The organism is Pedobacter heparinus, assembly GCF_032678725.1.
GTDB classification, from domain to species: domain Bacteria; phylum Bacteroidota; class Bacteroidia; order Sphingobacteriales; family Sphingobacteriaceae; genus Pedobacter; species Pedobacter heparinus_A.
In genome coordinates, this window is sequence record NZ_JAVTSC010000005.1 from 50,181 (window position 1) to 69,378 (window position 19,198).

General features: G+C 42.4%; 12 protein-coding genes. 4 read left to right on the forward strand and 8 right to left on the reverse strand.

What is annotated here, in order from left to right:
- Positions 1-25 precede the first annotated feature (25 nt).
- On the forward strand, positions 26-1,987 hold the full coding sequence (locus R2Q85_RS09460; protein ID WP_316811528.1) for a PAS domain-containing protein: 1,962 nt from the start codon (positions 26-28) through the stop codon (positions 1,985-1,987).
- Between the two features lie 30 nt (positions 1,988-2,017).
- Here the strand turns inward: R2Q85_RS09460 and R2Q85_RS09465 are convergent, their stop codons facing one another.
- The 7 genes from R2Q85_RS09465 to R2Q85_RS09495 form a co-directional block, all read right to left on the reverse strand.
- Positions 2,018-4,195 carry a S9 family peptidase gene (locus R2Q85_RS09465; protein ID WP_316811529.1) on the reverse strand — a complete coding sequence of 726 codons (2,178 nt, stop codon included), beginning with the start codon at positions 4,193-4,195 and terminating at the stop codon, positions 2,018-2,020.
- Between the two features lie 4 nt (positions 4,196-4,199).
- Positions 4,200-6,065 (reverse strand): LTA synthase family protein, encoded by a 1,866-nt coding sequence (locus R2Q85_RS09470; protein WP_316811530.1) that lies wholly within the window; start codon positions 6,063-6,065, stop codon positions 4,200-4,202.
- A 10-nt stretch (positions 6,066-6,075) separates the two neighbouring features.
- Positions 6,076-6,753, reverse strand: a complete 678-nt coding sequence (locus tag R2Q85_RS09475) for a hypothetical protein (protein WP_316811531.1) — start codon at positions 6,751-6,753, stop codon at positions 6,076-6,078.
- A gap of 19 nt (positions 6,754-6,772) precedes the next feature.
- Positions 6,773-7,552 (reverse strand): enoyl-CoA hydratase/isomerase family protein, encoded by a 780-nt coding sequence (locus tag R2Q85_RS09480; protein WP_316811532.1) that lies wholly within the window; start codon positions 7,550-7,552, stop codon positions 6,773-6,775.
- A gap of 40 nt (positions 7,553-7,592) precedes the next feature.
- Positions 7,593-9,416 carry a ComEC/Rec2 family competence protein gene (locus tag R2Q85_RS09485; protein WP_316811533.1) on the reverse strand — a complete coding sequence of 608 codons (1,824 nt, stop codon included), beginning with the start codon at positions 9,414-9,416 and terminating at the stop codon, positions 7,593-7,595.
- On the reverse strand, positions 9,416-11,440 hold the full coding sequence (locus R2Q85_RS09490) for a type II secretion system protein GspK (RefSeq protein WP_316811534.1): 2,025 nt from the start codon (positions 11,438-11,440) through the stop codon (positions 9,416-9,418). Before R2Q85_RS09490 ends, R2Q85_RS09485 begins: the two co-directional genes overlap by 1 nt.
- A 68-nt stretch (positions 11,441-11,508) precedes the next feature.
- A complete protein-coding gene (locus R2Q85_RS09495) occupies positions 11,509-11,844 on the reverse strand; it encodes a MerR family transcriptional regulator (RefSeq protein WP_015808352.1) in 336 nt (111 codons plus the stop codon).
- 135 nt (positions 11,845-11,979) lie between these two features.
- On the opposite strand from R2Q85_RS09495, the gene alaS reads away from it, so the two are divergent.
- Complete coding sequence (gene alaS, locus R2Q85_RS09500) at positions 11,980-14,682, forward strand: alanine--tRNA ligase (RefSeq protein ID WP_316811535.1); 2,703 nt, start codon at positions 11,980-11,982, stop codon at positions 14,680-14,682.
- A gap of 26 nt (positions 14,683-14,708) precedes the next feature.
- Here the strand turns inward: alaS and R2Q85_RS09505 are convergent, their stop codons facing one another.
- The gene (locus R2Q85_RS09505; RefSeq protein ID WP_316811536.1) at positions 14,709-17,108 is read right to left on the reverse strand and encodes a TonB-dependent receptor; all 2,400 of its coding nucleotides are present in this window, start codon (positions 17,106-17,108) and stop codon (positions 14,709-14,711) included.
- Positions 17,109-17,297: 189 nt separating this feature from the next.
- Between R2Q85_RS09505 and R2Q85_RS09510 the strand changes: the two genes are divergently transcribed.
- Together R2Q85_RS09510 and R2Q85_RS09515 are read left to right on the forward strand one after the other, a co-directional pair.
- Positions 17,298-17,885 carry a sigma-70 family RNA polymerase sigma factor gene (locus R2Q85_RS09510; RefSeq protein WP_316811537.1) on the forward strand — a complete coding sequence of 196 codons (588 nt, stop codon included), beginning with the start codon at positions 17,298-17,300 and terminating at the stop codon, positions 17,883-17,885.
- Positions 17,886-17,953: 68 nt separating this feature from the next.
- Positions 17,954-19,093 carry a FecR family protein gene (locus tag R2Q85_RS09515; RefSeq protein ID WP_316811538.1) on the forward strand — a complete coding sequence of 380 codons (1,140 nt, stop codon included), beginning with the start codon at positions 17,954-17,956 and terminating at the stop codon, positions 19,091-19,093.
- Positions 19,094-19,198 lie beyond the last annotated feature (105 nt).

The following is a 19,198-nucleotide window of genomic DNA, read 5'->3' on the forward strand; positions in this document are numbered from 1 at the left end:
ATGCTGTTGAATTACATCCGTTTAAATGGGATTTAAAGAGGTTATTCTTGAAAAAACAAGTCAGTTGCCCGGTAAACCCAGGACGGCCGGGGCCATTGTTTTCATTTTTCTACTCCTGATCATCAGTCTGATCACGATGCAAAAGTACCAGATCATTAAAGAGAATGAACGGCAGGAAATGTTAAGCATCTTAAATGTCGTAAAACAAAATATAGATCAGTCTTTGAAAAACAGTTATACGGCAGCATTAACTTTAGCTTTAACCCTTAATGATGAGGGAAAGCCTGTAAACTTCGAAAAAATAGGCGCAGAGCTGGTGGGTTCAAATGTAATGTTGCAGGCCGTGGAACTGGTGCCCAACGGAATTATACAATACGTTTATCCTTTAAAGGGTAACGAAATGGTACTGGGAATGGATGTTTTTAAAGCAACCAACCAGGTGGCAGCTGATGCACTAAAAACAGTTGAATACAAAAAAATGTACTTTTCCGGGCCGATAGAACTCCGGCAGGGCGGAAAAGGGATTGTTGGGCGGATACCATTGTTCAGGGAACAGAAATTCTGGGGATTTTCGGCTGTAGTGATCAAACTGGATGCATTTCTGGAACAGGCAGGTATTTATAACCAGCGCAATAAGAAGTTTTATTTCCAGTTCTCGAAAGTCAGTGCTGACGGAGAAGTATTTTACTTACCAGGAAAAAAGGAATTTAATACACACCCTTATGAAAGTATTTTTTTTCCTGATGGTGACTGGAAACTGTATTTAATTGTTACGGACAGGCATGCTATATTTTTACAGCTGATTTCTTTAATTGTGCTGGGATTGGCCCTGGCCACAGTTTGTGGATTACTGACCATGAAATTGGTTAAAAAGCCTGCAGAGCTGATGCAATTGGCAGACAGGCAGACCAGGGATTCGCAGCAAAGAATTGGTTCATTGATAGATACCATTGATGGAATTGTCTGGGAAGCTAACCCTGATAATTTTGAATTTACTTATATCAGTAAAAAAACGGAGCAGATACTGGGCTATACCGCTGAAGAGTGGATGGACTCGCATACATTCTGGGCAGATCACGTGCACCCTGATGATAAAGACTGGGTGGTTAATTATTGTTTAGTATGCACAAAAGCACTTCAATCACACGATTTCGAATATAGAATGATGGCTAAAGACGGTTCTGTGGTATGGCTAAGGGATATTGTAAATGTGATTACAGACAGCGAGCGGCCGGTTTTGTTAAGGGGCATCATGATCGACATTACAGGACATAAAAAGGCAGAACAAATACTAAACGATTCATTTAACCTGGTCAGTGAACAACATAAACGCCTGATCAATTTTTCTTATATCGTATCTCATAACCTGCGCTCGCATACCAGCAACATTCAGGCTATTTCAGAGCTGATGGGCCTGTCAGATTCTGAAAGTGAAACCAGGGAGTTGGCCGGTTTATTAAAGCGGGCTTCAGCTTCGCTGAACGAAACCCTCATGAATTTAAACCAGGTAGTCAACATTCAAACCAGCATCAATTTGAGTACCGAAACCCTTAATCTCAAGGAATATCTCGGTAAAACAATCGGGACATTGAACGAACAGATTGTAGCAAAAGATGCGAAGGTTTTGGTACATGACGCTTGCGACGTAGGCGTAAATTATAACCCGGCTTATCTGGAAAGTGTGTTGTTGAATTTTATATATAATGCCATCAGGTACAGCCATCCCGACAGAAAGCCGCTTGTAGAACTCACCTGCTTCCTGGAAAATGGTCAGCAGGTGCTTCAGGTTTCAGATAACGGGATCGGTCTGGATCTGGATAAACACAGGGATGAACTGTTCGGTATGTACAAAACATTTAGTGGCAATGGAAGTTCAAAAGGCATGGGTCTTTTTATTGCTAAAAGCCAGATTGATGCCATGGGTGGAAGAGTAACCGTGAGCAGTGTTTTAAACAGTGGCACAACTTTTAAAATATATTTCAAATAGACGCGGGAAGGAACAGTCCCCGCGTTTATTTTATTTCCCTCCCGGAGGGCAATTTCGCCTTAGAAACTCTGTATAAGTTAAGGAAAGGTGTTCTGAGGTGCCCTCACCTTCATTAATACTATGGGTTCTGTTGGGGTAAGACATCAATTGAAATACTTTTCTGTTTTTGATCAGCTCATTGATCAGCATTTCTGCGTTCTGATAGTGTACATTGTCATCACCTGTTCCATGGATGTACAAGAGTTTGCCCTGAAGGTTTTTAGCGTAGGTCACCGGAGAGCCTTTAATGTAGGCTTCTTTGGTTTTCAAAGGGGAGCCCATATACCGTTCCTGGTAAATGTTATCGTAAGTTAACTGGTTCGCCACTGCAGCAATGGCAATACCTGTTTTATAAATTTCCGGATATTGGAACATCAGGTTTAAAGTTGAGGAACCACCGCCGCTCCAGCCCCAGACAGCGATACGGTCTTTGTCTACAAATGGCCATTGCAGTATTTTTTTAGCCGCCATTGCCTGGTCACGAATGTTCAGTACACCAATGTTTTTATAAATACTCTTACGCCATTCGCGTCCTTTGGGTGCTGGTGCGCCCCTGTTTTCAACGGAAATATAAATGTAACCATCTTTGGGCATATCGCCGGCATACAGCCAGTTCATCCCTGCACCATAGCTATCCTTGACGGTTTGTGAAGCCGGTTCCCCGTACACATAAAATACCACCGGGTATTTTTTGGTCTGGTCAAAATTATCAGGTTTTTTCATCCAGCCATCCAGCGTTATGCCATCTTCCGTAGTTACCTTAAAAAACTCTACTTTATTTTTAGGGGGCTTAATACGGCCCAGCTGGTTGGTAATACTGCCATCCATAGTTAAAGGATTTAAAGTAGTCAGCTTCATCCACTCTGTAATAGGCGGAACGGAGGCCGTACTGTAAGTATGGCGGGCAAATACAGCATTTGGCGAAATTTCATACGTGTGCGTGCCTGGAAGGATAGAAGGAGTAACCATTTCAGGTTTTCCGCCGCCGCTTAACTTAATTTTGTACAAATACTTTTGGGTTGCATTTGCCGGAGACGCCATATAATACAACAGGTTGTTTTTTTCATCAGTCAGCGATTTTTCTATCACATCAAAATCTCCTTTGGTAAGGAGAGTTTGTTTTTTGCCATCTTTACTGATCCGGTAAGCGTGGCGCCAACCATCTTTTTCGCTCATCCAGATAAAAGCTGTACCCTCAGTAACCCAGTCCCAGTTTTGGTCACCGGCATCTATCCAGGCCTTATCTGTTTCCGTAAGGATGTTTTGTACCGCTCCGGTTGCAGAATTGGCGATAAATAGTTTGCTCACATTCTGTTCCCTGTTCAATTGCTGTAAAATGATTTCGTTCGTATTCGGCACCCATCCCATTCTGGGAATGTAGTTTTGAATAGGGTCTCCGGGTATATTCAGCCATTTGGTTTGTGCGGTAGCGATGTTTACTACCCCAACTTTGCAGGAAGAGGGATCTTCACCGACCTTCGGATATTCCACCGGAATGGTGTATGCATAGATGGAGTCCGTATTGTCTATCATTAAGAAGTTTTTGATTTTTGTAGCGTCAATTTGCCAGTAGGCGATAGATTGCCCATCGGGGCCCCACCTGAAACCGTCCCGGCAGTCAAATTCTTCCTCGTATACCCAGTCAAATGTACCATTGATGAGTCTGTCCGTACCGTCTGTAGTTAAAGTCTTGCTGCTTTTGGAATTTAAATCGTCCACATACAGATTATGCCTGCTCACATAGGCTACTTTATTTCCATCAGGTGAAAATTTGGCGAACATCAGCGAAGAAGCAGGTTTGTCTTTTCCAACCTGGGTCATGGTATTTGTCTTCAGATCGGCAACAAAGTAGTCGCCACGGGTTTCATAGCGCCAAACTTTTTTGCTGTTGGTATAAAAGAGTACTTTAGTCCCGTCTTCTGAAAAGAAGAAATCTTTTATGCTGCCAATGTTTTGCTGACCTGAAGCGTACAATAAATCGCGGCTCACAATGGTTTTTCGTTCATTCTGAGGCAGGGAGACCGATACCAGTTCTCCGTCCATCAGCTGATAATAACCGGTTCCATCTCTGGTCCACTTAATTTCAGGCTTGTCTTGTGCATGGGTTTTACCGTAAAAGCCAATTAATACGACTAGTGCCAGTTTAAAAACGATGTTTCTGAAATTCATTTTATTAAAGTTCTATAAATTGACGATATACATTTTGCAGATATGCTTTTGCATGGTCAAGCGTTTTTGCAGTTTGGCCCTGATCTGCTGCATTGCTGTTATACAATATTATTTTGCCTACATTATCAAATGTAACACATTGTTGGTTATCAATAAAGCCCATTCCATTATCCCAGCTAAAAAATGCAAAGCCTTTGGTATATGGGTTCAGCAGATTTTTACTCCAGGTAAATTCCTGGGCAGGTAGCTTAAGCTGGGCAAGTAAAGTGGCTGCGATATCTGTCTGGCTGCCTACCCCGTCAAATTTCTTGCCCTTAAATTCATCTTTAATCACTGCTCCATAAAACAGGAGTGGAATATGGTAGCGCTGGGGCACAAAAATGTCCTGCCTGTTTTTCGGGAGTATATGTCCATGATCGGCCACAAATATAAACAGGGTGTTCTTGTACCAGGCTTGCTTCCTGGCATTTGTCAAATAAGCATGGATACAGGAATCGGTATAATAAGCGGTGCTTTTAAATTTGGCTACATTATCCGCTTTGCCAAATTTAGGTGTACCTGGCACCTCATAAGGTTCGTGATTGGTCAGGGTAAGCAATGTAGAAAAGAAAGGCTGTTGTTCTTTGTTTAAGTCGGTTATTTGCCTGGCAAATACCAGCTCGTCGTATTTACCCCATGGAGATTTCATCTCGTCACCTTTAAAGCTGTTTTTATCGATAAGCTTCTGGTAATTGTGACTCAGGATAAAAGCCTTGTAATTGTCGAATTCTGATTCACCTCCATAAAAGAAAGAAGTGCGGTAACCATTTTTAAATAATACCTGTGAAATGGCGGGTATTTTCTGCATTTTTTCTGGCCATTTCACAATACTTCCGGCTGCCAGGGTGGGAAAACCTGCTAATGTGGCTACCAGGCCTTTATCCGTCCGGCTTCCCGGAGAATAGATCTGACTAAATAGTACACCTTTGTGCATCAGGCTGTCGAAATGAGGCGTGATCCCATCTTCATTGCCCAGGGTTTTGGTCAGGTCTGCAGTAAAGCTTTCTATAATTACCAGTACAACATTAGGGCGCCTGGTATTCAATATGCTAATCGTGGTATCTTTTGCAGTGCTGTACAGTGCTTTAGTGTCCTGCATTGCCTGCTGCCCGTCCAGGTATAGATAAGGATTGCGTTTGGTCATTTTAGACGCAAGTACACTCGATAATAAATTCCATTCTGTATTTACAGCAGCCTGGTTGAGCACCTGTTCTTCTGAAAAATAGGCCCTGCTTTGTGTAATGGGCGATTTACCCAAACCCCCTCTGATCAATAGGAAGTTGCCTCCAACTAATACAAGGCATGCGATCATCCTGATCCAGATGGGCATGGCTGCAAAGGTTAATTTTCCGGAGACCACAAATCGCTGCAGGAACAGTCCCAATGCGATCAGGAGGATCAGTAAAGAGATGGATAGACCAACAGGAGAAGAGGCACTGGAAGCCATTGCTTCCCTTGGTGAGTTGAACGCAAAACCAAGGGCCTTGGCATTTACCTTGCTTCCCCATTCTCTGTAGATGTTGAAATTCACCACAGCGAGGATGCTGAACAATACGATAAGAATTTGGTTATAAACAGAAAGCCATTTCAATTCTACTATTTTACGACCATTTAAGAGCCAGTATATATAACTCAAAAGCGGAATGACGGCCAGGTAAGCTGTCATAGACAAGTCCAATGAAATGGCATGGTAAAAAGTAGCTGCCCTTTCAGAAAAAGGAACCGAGGTCAATTGCCGGTGATAAATGAATATAAATATCAGGCGGTCGATAAAAAAAAAGAGCAGCCAGAACAAAAAGAAGCGTAGAAAAAAGAGCAGACTTTTTAGCATAGCAGCAAATTTAGCGGCCAGCCCTCATGGCATTTAACTCAGCCAGGGTTTTTAACTCGTATCCTTTTGGTACATCAAGCGAAAAAGGGCCGGTTTTTCCTTCTTTCACATTTTTTAAAGTGGTCAGTGTTTTCACGCCATCCTGAATATTCACGAACTTCACAGCAGTAGCGTTCAGCTCACTGAATCCACGGGGATTTGCGCCCTTAGGTAATTTGATTTCTGTTGTAGCCCACAATTCATAGTCAGCTCCATTGTTGTCTTTATAAGTATATTTTTCAGCATTATAACCAGCCATATCCTGCTTTTCTCCCGTGGCTTTAAAAGCACTGAATTTTAAAGAGCCATATTGTTTGTCCAGGTCTTCCTTGGACATTTTCGCAGCATACTGCTTTTGCATCATCGGAATGTCTACAAGGATCAGCGCATTGTTAACAGCTGCGTCGCTAATTACTTTTAACATCGCCATACCCATGTCTATTTGCACTTTGGCAAAGCTTCCGTTAAACTCTACTTTGCTCTCTGATGGCAATAGGGACGTATCAATAGCTTTTTTCTGTTCATCTGTCAAAAGATATTCGACACCATAAGTAATTGTTCCGGCTTCAAAAGTTTTCTGAGCTTTAGCTATGATTGCAGTTCCTATTAAGATAATAGCAAGAACGCCTGTCTTGATCGATTTAAACATATTTTTTATATAATTTAGTTTACCAGTTCATTTTTTCTTTGCTGATAAAGGCAGCAATACCTTTTTTGAAATCTTCGCTATCCCTTACCCGGGCATTGAGCTGTACAGCTTCAGTTAAACACTTATCCAGTTCAGGATTGGTTGTACGGCCGATCAGCTGCTTCGTTACCATTAACGAATTGGCTGAAGCTTCATTGCACAAATTTAATGCAAAATTACTCACATTAAGACTGATATCTTCCTTGTTTGTTACAAAAGTGATGAGGCCAAAGTTTAAAGCCTCCTGTGCAGAAAACAGCATTCCGGTAAGCAGTAATCTTTTGGCAATAGTTTCACTTGTTTTACGGAGCAAAAAGCAGGACACTATAGCTGGTACAAAGCCAAGTTTTACTTCCGTATAGCCAAAGTTTGCTTCGGGTACAGCAAATATAATGTCACAAACTGTTGCAAGGCCACAACCTCCTGCAATGGCGTGTCCTTCAACCTGGGCAATTACTATTTTTGGCAAGTAATAAATGGTGGTAAATAAGCACTTTAAGTGCTCAGAATCAGCCAGGTTTTCTGCATAGTTGTTTTGCTGAAGTTGCTGAAGATAGGCCAGGTCTGCCCCTGCACTAAATGTAGTGCCATTGGCCTTTAAAATAATTACTTTCACTTCCACATCTTCCGAGGCTTTTACGAATGCGCTGATGAGTTGGGTAATCAGGTCCGGATTTAAAGCATTGCGTTTTTCCGGGCGGTTAATCGATATGGTCGCTATGCGTTCGCTTACTGTATATAAAACCAGTGGTTCCATCATGCAAATAGGGTTTAGATGATCAAAGATAAGATAAATCCATTCAGGGTACATCGGCAAATTTGATGACGAGCTGTTTTACTTTATGCTGATCCAGTGCCGGTTTAACAGCGTAGCTAAATTCCCTGCTTTCCGGTTTCAAATTTGTATATAACCAGGCACTGTTTCCTTTTATCCATGCAATTGCATAGTTTTTTTTGAGTTTGAACCGGATAATTTTTTTCTGATTCGCCGTGCTGATCTTGTCATAAGTCAAAAAACTTTGCAAGACAAAAAATGCAATTGCAGTAGTAAATAGCAGGCGTTTTTTGAAACGGTACAGTGCTTCTGTAAAACAGACCAAAGTAAGGCAAAGTAGCAGTAGTTCCGTTTTATTTATCCAGATGCCTGAAATACCTGAAAATGGTAAACCGGCAATTTGATTTAAACCGGAATTGGTAAATAGGATGAGCCATTCAAATAAAGGCCCTAAGCCATCTAATCTAAACATCAGGATAAGGATGCCGACATAGATAATTATTGCGACAGGGAGCATGATAAAAAGGTTACTGGCCAAAAAAAAGAGGGGGAACTGGTGAAAATAGTAAATGCTTAAAGGATAGGTAGCCAATTGGGCAGCTATAGACATTGCGGTGGCACTCCAGATCTTATTCAGTAAAGGGTTTTTAACGGCCAGCCAGCCATAAATTTTAGGTTGCAGGTAAATGAGCCCCAAAACGGCCAAAAAAGAAAGCTGAAACCCAATGTCCCAGATCAGAAATGGATGGTACAGCAGCAAACAGAAAGCCGCAAAAGCAAGAATGTTATAACTATTGATGCTTCGGTCAAACAATCTGGCTAAAATGAATACAGAGATCATAATGGCCGACCGGAGTACGGAAGGGGAGAAGCCGGTAAGCAGGGAATAGGCCCAGATCAGGCAAAGGATCAATAAGATTTTTAGTGTTTTTAGAACGAAATTCCGGTCTAAAAAGAAAAGCAGCCAGTTTAACACCAGGTAAATCAACCCAACATGCATTCCTGATACAGAAAGGGCATGGATGGTGCCGGTCTTTGCATATATATCTAGCGTTTCCGCTGTTAAATCTGATCGGTAACCCAGGATCAGGGTAGCCGCTATGGCAAACGCATCATCATTTTTTATGATTTTCCGGTAAATGGCAATTTGTTTTTCCCTTAGCTGCAAAGCATATTTAACCAGCACATGACCTGCATTGCTGTTCAGTTTAATCAGCTCGGCCTGTTTAAAATAGGCTTGCTGATAAATGTTCTGCATGGCAAGCCAGGATTTAAAATCGAAGGATGAAGGAAGTTCAGCTCGTTCAATTTCTGATGTCCTTGCGGGAATAATCAGTTCATCTCCATATTTAAGTACAGTAGGGTTTGAAGTGTCAGGTTTCAGGGCTATCCTTATTTTTCCTGAAGCAGTTCTGGCCGTATGAATCTCTGCTCCACCCTGAAGATGCGCGGTAACATAGCCCTTCGAGACGAAAGCGCTAAACAAAATTAAATTTGGTTTTATTTTTGGTTCATCAATAATTTTTACTTTCAAGTATTTATATTTTTTAAATAAATAATAATCAGTATTTAATGATTGGTTATATAAAGTTGAATGTAAGCATCCTGACAGCAAGAGGAGGGCATGGATCATCATACCTCTGATCCCTTTATAACGGTAAAAGTTTAGCTGCTTATAACTTAAGTTTATGGTAAAAAGGAGCAGGAACAATAGGGTAACCGTCGCTGTAAGCCAATACGTAAGACCGGGTGCCTTCCATTGATATACCGCAACAATGCCCACAGAAAATGGGATCAATAACCTCAGGAAGGCAAGTTCGGCCTTATTTATCGGGAGCGAATGTGCCATCAGAACTGGTAACGCAGCTGAAATTTTACCTCAGCTTTTTGATTTCCTGCAATTTCATCCAGTCCTGAGCCTATCGTATTTGTATGATTGTAAATCGAAATCGCATACCTGGCCCAGATGTCTAAAGGTTTCATCAAACGGTACCTGACGTTTATGAAAGCACGCATACCTTTGCCAGCATACAGACCTGATCCGGCCCCGTAAAGTACATCATCTTCATAGGCATAAATCCTGCTGTTGTAGGATGCGGTATTAAAATAAGCCAGACGCATATTGCCTGCGATGTCCGAAGACATAGGGGCATAATCGATATCCTGGTAGATCAGATATCCGATCTCATTTATTTTTATACCTTTTTGATATTGAGTTATTTCCGTTCGTTGATGAAAGTTGAACTTTCGGTTTGGTTTCCAGTTCCATTCCAGCCTGCAGCTTTGTTTCAAAACCTTGTCCAGGTGATGGTAACTGCTCCCCGCGTCAGGATTTTGCTGCTTTAGTTCCCGCTTAAATCTCAGTGTGGCCTTGAAGATTTTTTTTTTGGTATAAACAAGCTGGCTGAACACTTCATAGCCCGATGAAGCGGAATCAATTCTGTATTTCAACCAGGGAAACTTAAAATAGTCGGCATATACCGACCACGTTAAGTTCTTAACCGGCAGATAATTCAGTCCCAGGTATAGGCCTTTTTCATTATTGGTTTCCGTACCCTCGCCCAGGGCTTTGCTGAAAAAATTGTGATAATCTTTATCATAGCTCCTGTAAAGTAATACTGCTGATGTTTTGGAAGATAAGGTAGCTAAGGCACCATTAACCATTGCCCAGCCAGATTGCAGACTATGGGCCATTTCTCCGTAAAAATAAATATTGTTAAAAGTATAATTGTAATGCAAACCGGTATTGCTTAAGTGTCTACCTGTAAAGCCATAAGCATTGTAAAGCTGGCTGCCAGTTACAAACAGGTGTTGATAAGCCGATCTATAACCTATCAGCCCGATATTCAGGTTGTCGGTAATGTATTGCAGGGCTGCACCATAAACCTGCTGCTTCAGGCTTTTCCTGTTCTTGAGTTCGGTGTCCGTGCGGTGCAGTCCGCTGATATTGATATTGGAAAGGCTTGCAGTTCCGTCTGGCATGAACTTTAAGCTGGCATCCAGCTTTCTGAAGGATATAAAAGGACTAATACTGATGTTTTTACCCAGGTCAAGGGTACCTGATATCCCCCTGAAAAAATAAGCTTCATTGGATGAAGTATAAGGTTTTATGCCCAGATCTTTGGCAGCTACACTGGTTACGTCTGGTCCTTTACCCAAGGCAAAGCCAGACCATAAAGTTAATCCCTGACCAAATTGCAGGCTGTAATCACCAATGACCAGGTTTTTGACCCTTCCCAGTTTATAAAACGCGAAGTGGGCCGAAATGTGATCTATGCCTGTTTTTTTGTTAAAAAGTGATTCTCCGGCATCCTTTTCCATCACCAATGCCGCCGAGATAACTTCAGAAAAATGATACCTATAGCGAAACAATAGCCTTTCCGGGGTACCTAAATACCTGCTGCCGGGCAGATCCCTGAACCCTTTTTGTTGCTGCAGCAGGGTAGTATACCTGAGCATTAGGTCATTTTTACCTTCAGTATGAAGTTGCCTGAGCCTTAATTGTTGATAAGCCGATGACGGCTTAACAGTTACAAAAGGCAGCAGTTTATTGATGGTTTCAGGATCAAAGCCCGGTACCGCCTGTAATTCCAGTACATCCAGCAGTTTATTGCCATTGGCCAGGTAACTGAAAAAGCTGCCGATTTGCAGGGGAGAAAGGAAGATCAGGCTTTTTAACTCCAGGGGATTGGTTTTGTTGAGGTTTATCGGGTGCTTACGAAAAAAATCCAGTCGCTCTGTCCATTCAGACAGATCGTCGCCATCCAATATATTTTCGGCCTGATTTTCCATCAGGTCCCGGATATTTTCGGTTTCCTGCGCCTGGATATAAAAACAACAGAGCAGAAAAAACAGGAAGCACAATATTCTCATGGTGATCGGTATAAATTGGCCCAATCACCGGATTATTAATCGAATTAAAAAATAAATTAATAATTAAATTAAATTTCTTCGTTTAGCTTTAATAAGAAGTCTTTTAGTTTTTCAAGAGAAGCGATGATCTTCTGGTTTTCTTTCACTTCGCCTGTATTGTTTTTAAGGTGTTCTTTTGCACCTTTAAGCGTGAAGCCCTTGTCATCCACCAGGTGGAAAATGATCTTTAGATTTTCGATGTCCTCTGGTGTAAATAAGCGATTTCCCTTCTTGTTCTTTTTAGGCTGTAATACATCAAATTCCTTTTCATAAAAGCGGATCTGAGATGCGTTTACACCAAACATTTCGGTAACTTCTCCCATGGTGTAATACATTTTATTTATTTCCCGTTCTTTGTAAGGCATATTTTAGTATTGATTATGAATTGATTACAGGTTTTATTTAAAGTATTCAAACTTAGGCAAAGTTAAGCAAGTATCAATGAACACTGAAAAAAAAATAATTTTATCTAAGTTTGCTCAAAATAAATCTAGAGAAGGATGACAGCTAAGGAAATCAGACAGGCGTACTTAAAATTTTTCGAATCGAAACAACATCAGATTGTGGCATCGGCACCAATTGTAGTTAAAAATGATCCAACCCTGATGTTTACCAACGCAGGGATGAACCAGTTCAAAGATTTATTTTTAGGGGAGGCACCAATTAAATATCCCCGTGTTGCCGATACACAGCGCTGCCTTCGCGTTTCAGGTAAACACAACGACCTGGAAGAGGTGGGTATTGATACCTATCACCATACCATGTTCGAGATGCTTGGCAACTGGAGTTTTGGCGATTATTTTAAAAAAGAAGCCATTGCCTGGAGCTGGGAACTGCTCACGGAAGTTTATAAGATCCCAAAAGAAATACTTTACGTTTCCATTTTTGAGGGTGATGAAAAAGAAGGGCTGCCAAGAGACACTGAAGCTTATGAGCTCTGGAAGCAATATGTGCCGGAAGATCGCATCATATTAGGAAATAAGAAGGATAATTTCTGGGAGATGGGAGATACAGGCCCCTGTGGACCTTGCTCTGAGATTCACGTAGACTGCCGCCCGGATCATGAGCGCAAAGCTGTACCAGGTAAATCACTTGTAAATGCCGATCATCCGCAGGTCATCGAAATCTGGAACAATGTATTTATGCAGTTTAACCGGCTTAAGGACGGTTCGTTACAGCCTTTACCTGCCCAACATGTGGATACCGGAATGGGCTTTGAACGTTTGGTCCGGGTCCTGCAGCAGAAATCATCCAATTATGATACCGATGTTTTTCAACCGCTCATTCAATTTATCGCTGCAAGGGCAGGTGTTGAGTATGGTACTGATGAAAAAACTGATATTGCGATGCGCGTAATGGCTGATCATATCCGTGCGATCGCTTTTGTGATTGCCGATGGACAGTTGCCTTCGAACAACAAAGCTGGTTATGTGATCCGGCGGATTTTACGTCGTGCGGTACGTTATGCCTATACTTTCTTAAACTTAAAAGATCCTTTCCTGAACGAACTTGTCCCTGTGCTTGCCGGGCAGTTCAAAGGTGTTTTTGAAGAATTGGCCTTGCAGCAGGACTTTGTTCAAAAGGTAGTGCTTGAAGAAGAAATTTCCTTCTTAAGAACTTTAGCTACCGGCATCCAGCGTTTTGATAATTACACTAAAAAGCAAGCCGGATTTCTGATGTCTGAAAATGCCATTGATCCGGAAAAATCATTTGAAGACCAATGGGTATATAGCATTTTGAAAGATCAGATGGTGATTTCCGGCGAGTTTGCTTTTGAGCTGAACGATACCTATGGCTTTCCTATAGATTTAACTGAACTGATGGCCCGCGAAAAGCGCTGGTCTGTCGATATGGAGGAATACAATAAGGCCTTGCTCAAACAAAAGGAACGGTCACGTGCCGCCACAGCTGTAGATACCGGGGACTGGATTCTGGTTAATCCGGATCTGGAAGTTGAATTTGTAGGTTACGATGATGTGGAAGCAGAAACTGAGATTGTCAAATACCGTAAGGTCAGTGCCAAAGGGAAAGAACAGTACCAGATCGTATTGAGTAAAACTCCATTCTATGCAGAAAGTGGGGGCCAGGTTGGAGATACCGGTCGTCTGGAAGACCATAGCCGTCTTTTTTTCGTTGAAATTACAGATACCAAGAAAGAAAACGGGGTAATTGTACATTATGCAGATAATTTACCGGAAGACCTGGAAGGACATTTCTGGGCGGTAATTGACGAAAATAAGCGCGTGCTGTCACAGGATAACCACAGCGCAACACATTTGTTGCATGCGGCTTTAAAAAAGGTACTGGGAAGTCATGTCAACCAGAAAGGCTCATTGGTAAACCCGGATTACCTGCGTTTTGACTTTTCGCATTTCGCAAAAGTTACGGATGAGGAACTGGCCCGGATCGAACACCTGGTCAATCAGAAGGTCAGAGAAAACATTCCTTTAAAAGAACAAAGATATGTTCCTTACGATCAGGCCATTTCAAGTGGCGTAACAGCTTTGTTCGGCGAAAAATATGGAGATTTGGTCAGGATCATCACGTTCGACGACCATTATTCTAAAGAACTCTGTGGTGGTACCCATGTACAGGCTACAGGCCAGATCGGTTACTTTAAAATTATTTCCGAAAGCGCGGTAGCTGCTGGTGTACGGCGCATTGAGGCCATTACTGCCGACAAAGCTGAGGCTTTTGTTTTAGCGCAGAACAAGGAATTGAACGAGCTGAGGGACCTGTTAAAAGGTAATAAAGACTTAACTGCAGCAGTTTCTGCTTTGATTGAAGAAAATAACCGGTTAAAAAAAGAAGCTGAAAAAGCAGTGCTTGAACAATCTGCAAACCTTAAGCATGAAATTGTGCACCACCTTAAAACCATTAACGGAATTAACCTGATTGCAACGCATGTTGACCTGCCCAATGCAGAGGCAGTGAAAAACCTCGCCTTTGCTGTAAAAGACCTCGTAGATGACCTGTTCCTTGTTTTTACCACACTTATCGATGATAAGCCGGGCATTACGGTAATGCTGGCAGAAAACCTGGTACAAGACCGGGGGCTGAATGCCTCAAACATTGTACGGGAACTGGCAAAAGACATCCAGGGTGGCGGTGGCGGACAATCTTTTTATGCTACTGCAGGCGGTAAAAACAAAGCCGGACTGGCCAGCGTACTCCATAAAGCTGAAGCAATGATCGCCTCATAGGTAGCCATGGCCAGACCGGTCCGTGCTTAAAATTCTATTCTGTAATTGAGGGTTGGAATGATGCCGCTCCATTTTGAAGCCTCAATTATCCGTTTGCTCGGATTGTAGTGCATGCCCACAGTATTCTCCCTGTTGAGCAGGTTCTGAATGTCCATAAGGATCATATGACTTGCTTTTTTGCCATTGATGCGGTAACTGGCAGAAAAATCTACACGCATATAAGGATCGGCTGTTAAGGTATTGATCTTGTTTTGGTCGATAACCTCTTCATCAAGCCGCATCGACTCGGCTACCAATACCGGGGTGTAACGTCTTCCACCAGCATATATCAGCTTTCCGTTCAGCCCAAATATATTGTTCCGGCCTGCTTTCCACTCTTTACCCAGCAGTAAATTGCCTACGTAACGCGTATTAAATGCCGTATTGAACTCCTGCTTGCTTAAAGCCTGAAATTTGGAGTCAAAAAACGAAGAGGTAACCATAAAGTAATAGCCCCTGCTCAGCGATTTCTCCAGTGAAAGCTCAATACCGTAATTTTTACCGGTTCCTTTGTTAACCAGTGCGCGGTAAGCAGAAGAGGCTATGGCAGAATTATCGGATACATTGAGCAGGGAGAAATTTACCGCAGGATCAACAGCTACAGGAACATCGTACAAATGCTGGTAATAAACCTCCGTCTTAAATTTCATGCTTCCTCCAAAAAGTTTCTCATACCCTACAACGGCCTGGGCTGATTTTGTAGGTTCCAGCTTATTGCTAAGGCTTGTACCAGGCTGGCCTGTTGGCGCATTGCCTTTGGCAAAATAATAGGACAGGGGTTCCAGGCGGCTATACAACCCCGCTCCGAAAGACAATTGCTGATCAGCAGGAAGTTCCAGGTTTAAGCCCAGACGAGGTTCTATAGTCCAGCTTTTGCTGAGGCTAAAATAATTGGCATGTATCCCGGTATTTAAAGTTAAGCTGCTGTTCAGTTCTGTTTTGTGCTGCACAAAAGCATCATAGCTGCTGGTGCTGCCTTTCTGGTTGATCAATTCTTTCAATGCCTTTAATTCGGTCTGGTATTGCCGGCCATACAGATTGTAACTTAAAAAACTGGCATTGACACCTGCGCGGATCACATTGGCAGGGTTGATGGTATAGTTCATGGTACCGGCATAACGGATGGCCGTGTTGCTGTATAGATTCTGGTGTGTGCGGCTAGCCAGGTAATCGCTGGTAAGGGTGTCCACCTGATTGGAACTGCGGTTCGCCGAAACTGAAACGACATTGTTAAAATAAAGCTTGCTGCTGGCAATGTACAGGTGTTTTAAACCGGCGCTTCCGGCGTTGTAACCGAACCTCAAATCTTGCCCATCCATTCTTTCTTCCCATTTGGTATAATCCCTGTCGGCATCTCTGCTGAGCTTACTCAGGCCACCGATCCCGAAAAGAGAGAAAGTCCCTGCTTTTTTTGTGGGGAATACCAGATTAAAAGAAAGGTCCTGATATTTGGGCACCCCCTCATCCGATACTTTAACTCCTGCTTTTTCCAGCAGGCTCAATGAAGAATAACGGTAGCTGATTAAATAGGACGCATTTCCACCCTTTTTAAATGGACCTTCCAGCGTAGCACCCGCACCCAGGATGCCGATATTAAAAGCATATTCCCGTTTGTCTGTATTGCCTTTCCTGAATTTTAAATCGAATACACCGGAAAGGGCATTGCTGTATTCTGCTGCTAAGCCCCCGGTATAAAAGTCGGAAGTACTTAAAACTGTAGTGTTGATCATGCTTACGGCCCCACCAGAAGCCCCTTCACTGCCAAAATGGTTAGGATTGATGATTTCGATCCCTTCTAAGCGCCATTGCAGGCTTTTTGGTGAATTGCCTCTTACGATGATTTCATTATCGTCGCCTCCGGCAACTACACCTGCAAAGCTCTGGGCCATTCTGGCAGGGTCAAAAAAAGCACCAGCATAACGGTTGGTCTCTTCCGGCGAAAAGGAGCGTCCACTGGTCAATGCCATTTGGTTCAGGGGTTTTTTACCTGAGTTTGCATTTACCACTACTTCGTTCAGGTTATTGGCCTGTGCTTCCATTTCCAGGTTAAAAACAGGTTCTTTACCACTGGTCACCAGAACTTCTGAAAGGGTAACTGTCCCATAGCCAGTCAGGCTGGCCTGTAATACCTGGCGTCCCAGTGGAACGCCGGTTAGCTTGAAAACACCTTCGGCATCAGTACTTACCGGTTTCACGCTGGAGTTGGACAAGAGCTTAACCGTAACACCGGCCAGCGGCAATTTGCTGCCCTTATCTGTAAGTGTTCCTTTGATGGTCTGTGAGAATTGAGGCTTATTCCGGTTTAGTGAATCTTTGTGTTGTGCCTTAAGATTTAGATATTGCAGACTAAAGCATGCAATGAGGAGAAAGAGAGATTTTATATTCATTATGGGTTTGTTTCTACTGAGACACCCGGTTTTCAGTTTACCCCTATGTGATGCGTAAATTTTTTAATACGGGGCTGGTTAAGCCCATATGAATTTTTAACCAACATGGATCAGGCATTGCAATAAAACAAAAATATTTAATTAACATTGGGACATATATTAAGTAGCTTTATTAAGAATACAACCGCAATGATTTCCTGTGATACACTTAGCGATAGTGAACTAGCTGCCTTGTTAAAACAAGCAGATAAAGCCGCTTATACAGAAATTTACAAGCGTTACTGGAAAAAAATGTTGCTGGTGGCCTGGAACCATTGTAAAGATAAAGCACAATCGGAAGATATTGTGCATGAAGTTTTTATATCCCTGTGGAACAGAAGGGAGGAGCTGGTGATCGCGAATGTTCCTGCATTTTTAACCACTGCGGTAAAATTTAATATTTTTAAACATTACCAGAAATTACAATACCGTAAACAGCTTGCCCGGCAAAACTATCAGTTTACCGAAAAGGTTTATGATGAAGATAAGCTGGACGCATTGTTCCTTAAAGAATACATCGGTGGAATAGTTGAACAGTTGCCCGAAAAATGCAGGTTAACCTTTAAATACAGCAGGGAAGAAGGCCTGAGCAATGCCGAAATCTCTGAACTGATGAATATTTCTGAGAAAGGTGTAGAGGCAAATTTAACCCGTGCATTGAAAACGATCAGGGGCGGACTTAAAGATTCAGGGCTGCTGTTACTCCTGTCTTCGGCAGTCTGGAAAAATTTATTTTAACAGGTATATAGGGTATTCTGCTTTTCATCGTACATCCGTACAATAACCCATAAATAAAACACATGCGGATGGAGCAGGAACAGGTCAACGGCTTAATAGAGAAATATATTGCAGGAAAGGCAAGCGATGCAGAACTGCTGCAATTAAACGATTGGTACCGTAGTATTGCTTACAGGGACGCCGAATATCCCGACATGGAGCTACTCGTGCAACAACGGATGCTGAGCCGGCTGGAGCAGGAAATTAAGCCGGTAAGGAAAATAAAAATTTCAATGCGCAGGCTGGCTGTAGCCGCTTCCGTTTTATGCTGTCTGGGGTTGGCCGTTTATTTTTACAAAGCCTGGTATAAACCATCAGACAGGGGAACAACCCTAACTTCCAATGACATTGAGCCGGGCGGTAACAAGGCTGTATTGACACTTGCCGGTGGAAAGAAGATAGATTTAAGTGGTACTAAAAGCGGTATAGTGATCAATGTTGCCGATTTACACTATAACGACGGAACCAAAGTTGGGCCGGGCTTAACGAGGCTTCCGGCCCAAAAAGAAATGCTGCTGAGCACACCTGAAGGTGGTACTTACCAGGTTATTTTACCCGATAGCACAAGGGTATGGTTAAACGCAGCCTCCAGTTTAAAATTTCCCGCTACATTTTCTGGTCTGGACAGCAGAAAAGTGGAGCTTAACGGTGAAGCTTATTTTGAAGTAGCTAAACTGGTACGCCGGTCAAAAACATCAGGAGAAACCCGCGTACCCTTCTTTGTAATCAGTAAAGGCCAGGAAGTAGAGGTATTGGGTACACATTTTAACATCAATGCCTATTCAGACCAGGCCAGCACAAAAACAAGTTTACTGGAAGGGCTTGTCCGTATAAAAAGTGAAAACGGAAATGCCCTGCTTAAACCTGGCCAGCAGGCCATCAGTATGGCCAGCGGGATTGAACTGCTGAGTGGAGATGCAGAAGATGCGATCGCCTGGAAAAACGGTTATTTCATGTTTGACAATGAAGATCTGGCCAGTGTGATGCAAAAACTTTGCCGGTGGTATGGTGTAAAAGTTAACTATGAAGAGGAAGCGGTTAAAAATGTAAAGTATTATGGTACAATCAGCCGTTTTGAAAAAATATCAAAAGTATTGACCAAACTCGAAACTACGGGTAATCTGAAATTTGAAGTAAAAGGAAAAACCGTAAACGTATCCCTGAAATGATTTAACCCTGCAATTCAAAATAACCAATTAAATAACCAGCTAAACAACAACGAAATGAAAAATCCAGAAAAAAAAACCTGACAGCAGGTACTGAGGGCTATAAAG

What these genes read in the sequence shown, in the direction of transcription:
- R2Q85_RS09475 (WP_316811531.1), bottom strand. Translation starts at nt 6,753, where the DNA reads ATGTTTAAATCGATCAAGACAGGCGTTCTTGCTATTATCTTAATAGGA.
- R2Q85_RS09510 (WP_316811537.1), top strand. Translation starts at nt 17,298, where the DNA reads ATGATTTCCTGTGATACACTTAGCGATAGTGAACTAGCTGCCTTGTTA.
- R2Q85_RS09480 (WP_316811532.1), bottom strand. Translation starts at nt 7,552, where the DNA reads ATGATGGAACCACTGGTTTTATATACAGTAAGCGAACGCATAGCGACC.
- R2Q85_RS09460 (WP_316811528.1), top strand. Translation starts at nt 26, where the DNA reads ATGGGATTTAAAGAGGTTATTCTTGAAAAAACAAGTCAGTTGCCCGGT.
- alaS (WP_316811535.1), top strand. Translation starts at nt 11,980, where the DNA reads ATGACAGCTAAGGAAATCAGACAGGCGTACTTAAAATTTTTCGAATCG.
- R2Q85_RS09495 (WP_015808352.1), bottom strand. Translation starts at nt 11,844, where the DNA reads ATGCCTTACAAAGAACGGGAAATAAATAAAATGTATTACACCATGGGA.
- R2Q85_RS09465 (WP_316811529.1), bottom strand. Translation starts at nt 4,195, where the DNA reads ATGAATTTCAGAAACATCGTTTTTAAACTGGCACTAGTCGTATTAATT.
- R2Q85_RS09515 (WP_316811538.1), top strand. Translation starts at nt 17,954, where the DNA reads ATGGAGCAGGAACAGGTCAACGGCTTAATAGAGAAATATATTGCAGGA.
- R2Q85_RS09490 (WP_316811534.1), bottom strand. Translation starts at nt 11,440, where the DNA reads ATGAGAATATTGTGCTTCCTGTTTTTTCTGCTCTGTTGTTTTTATATC.
- R2Q85_RS09505 (WP_316811536.1), bottom strand. Translation starts at nt 17,108, where the DNA reads ATGAATATAAAATCTCTCTTTCTCCTCATTGCATGCTTTAGTCTGCAA.
- R2Q85_RS09485 (WP_316811533.1), bottom strand. Translation starts at nt 9,416, where the DNA reads ATGGCACATTCGCTCCCGATAAATAAGGCCGAACTTGCCTTCCTGAGG.
- R2Q85_RS09470 (WP_316811530.1), bottom strand. Translation starts at nt 6,065, where the DNA reads ATGCTAAAAAGTCTGCTCTTTTTTCTACGCTTCTTTTTGTTCTGGCTG.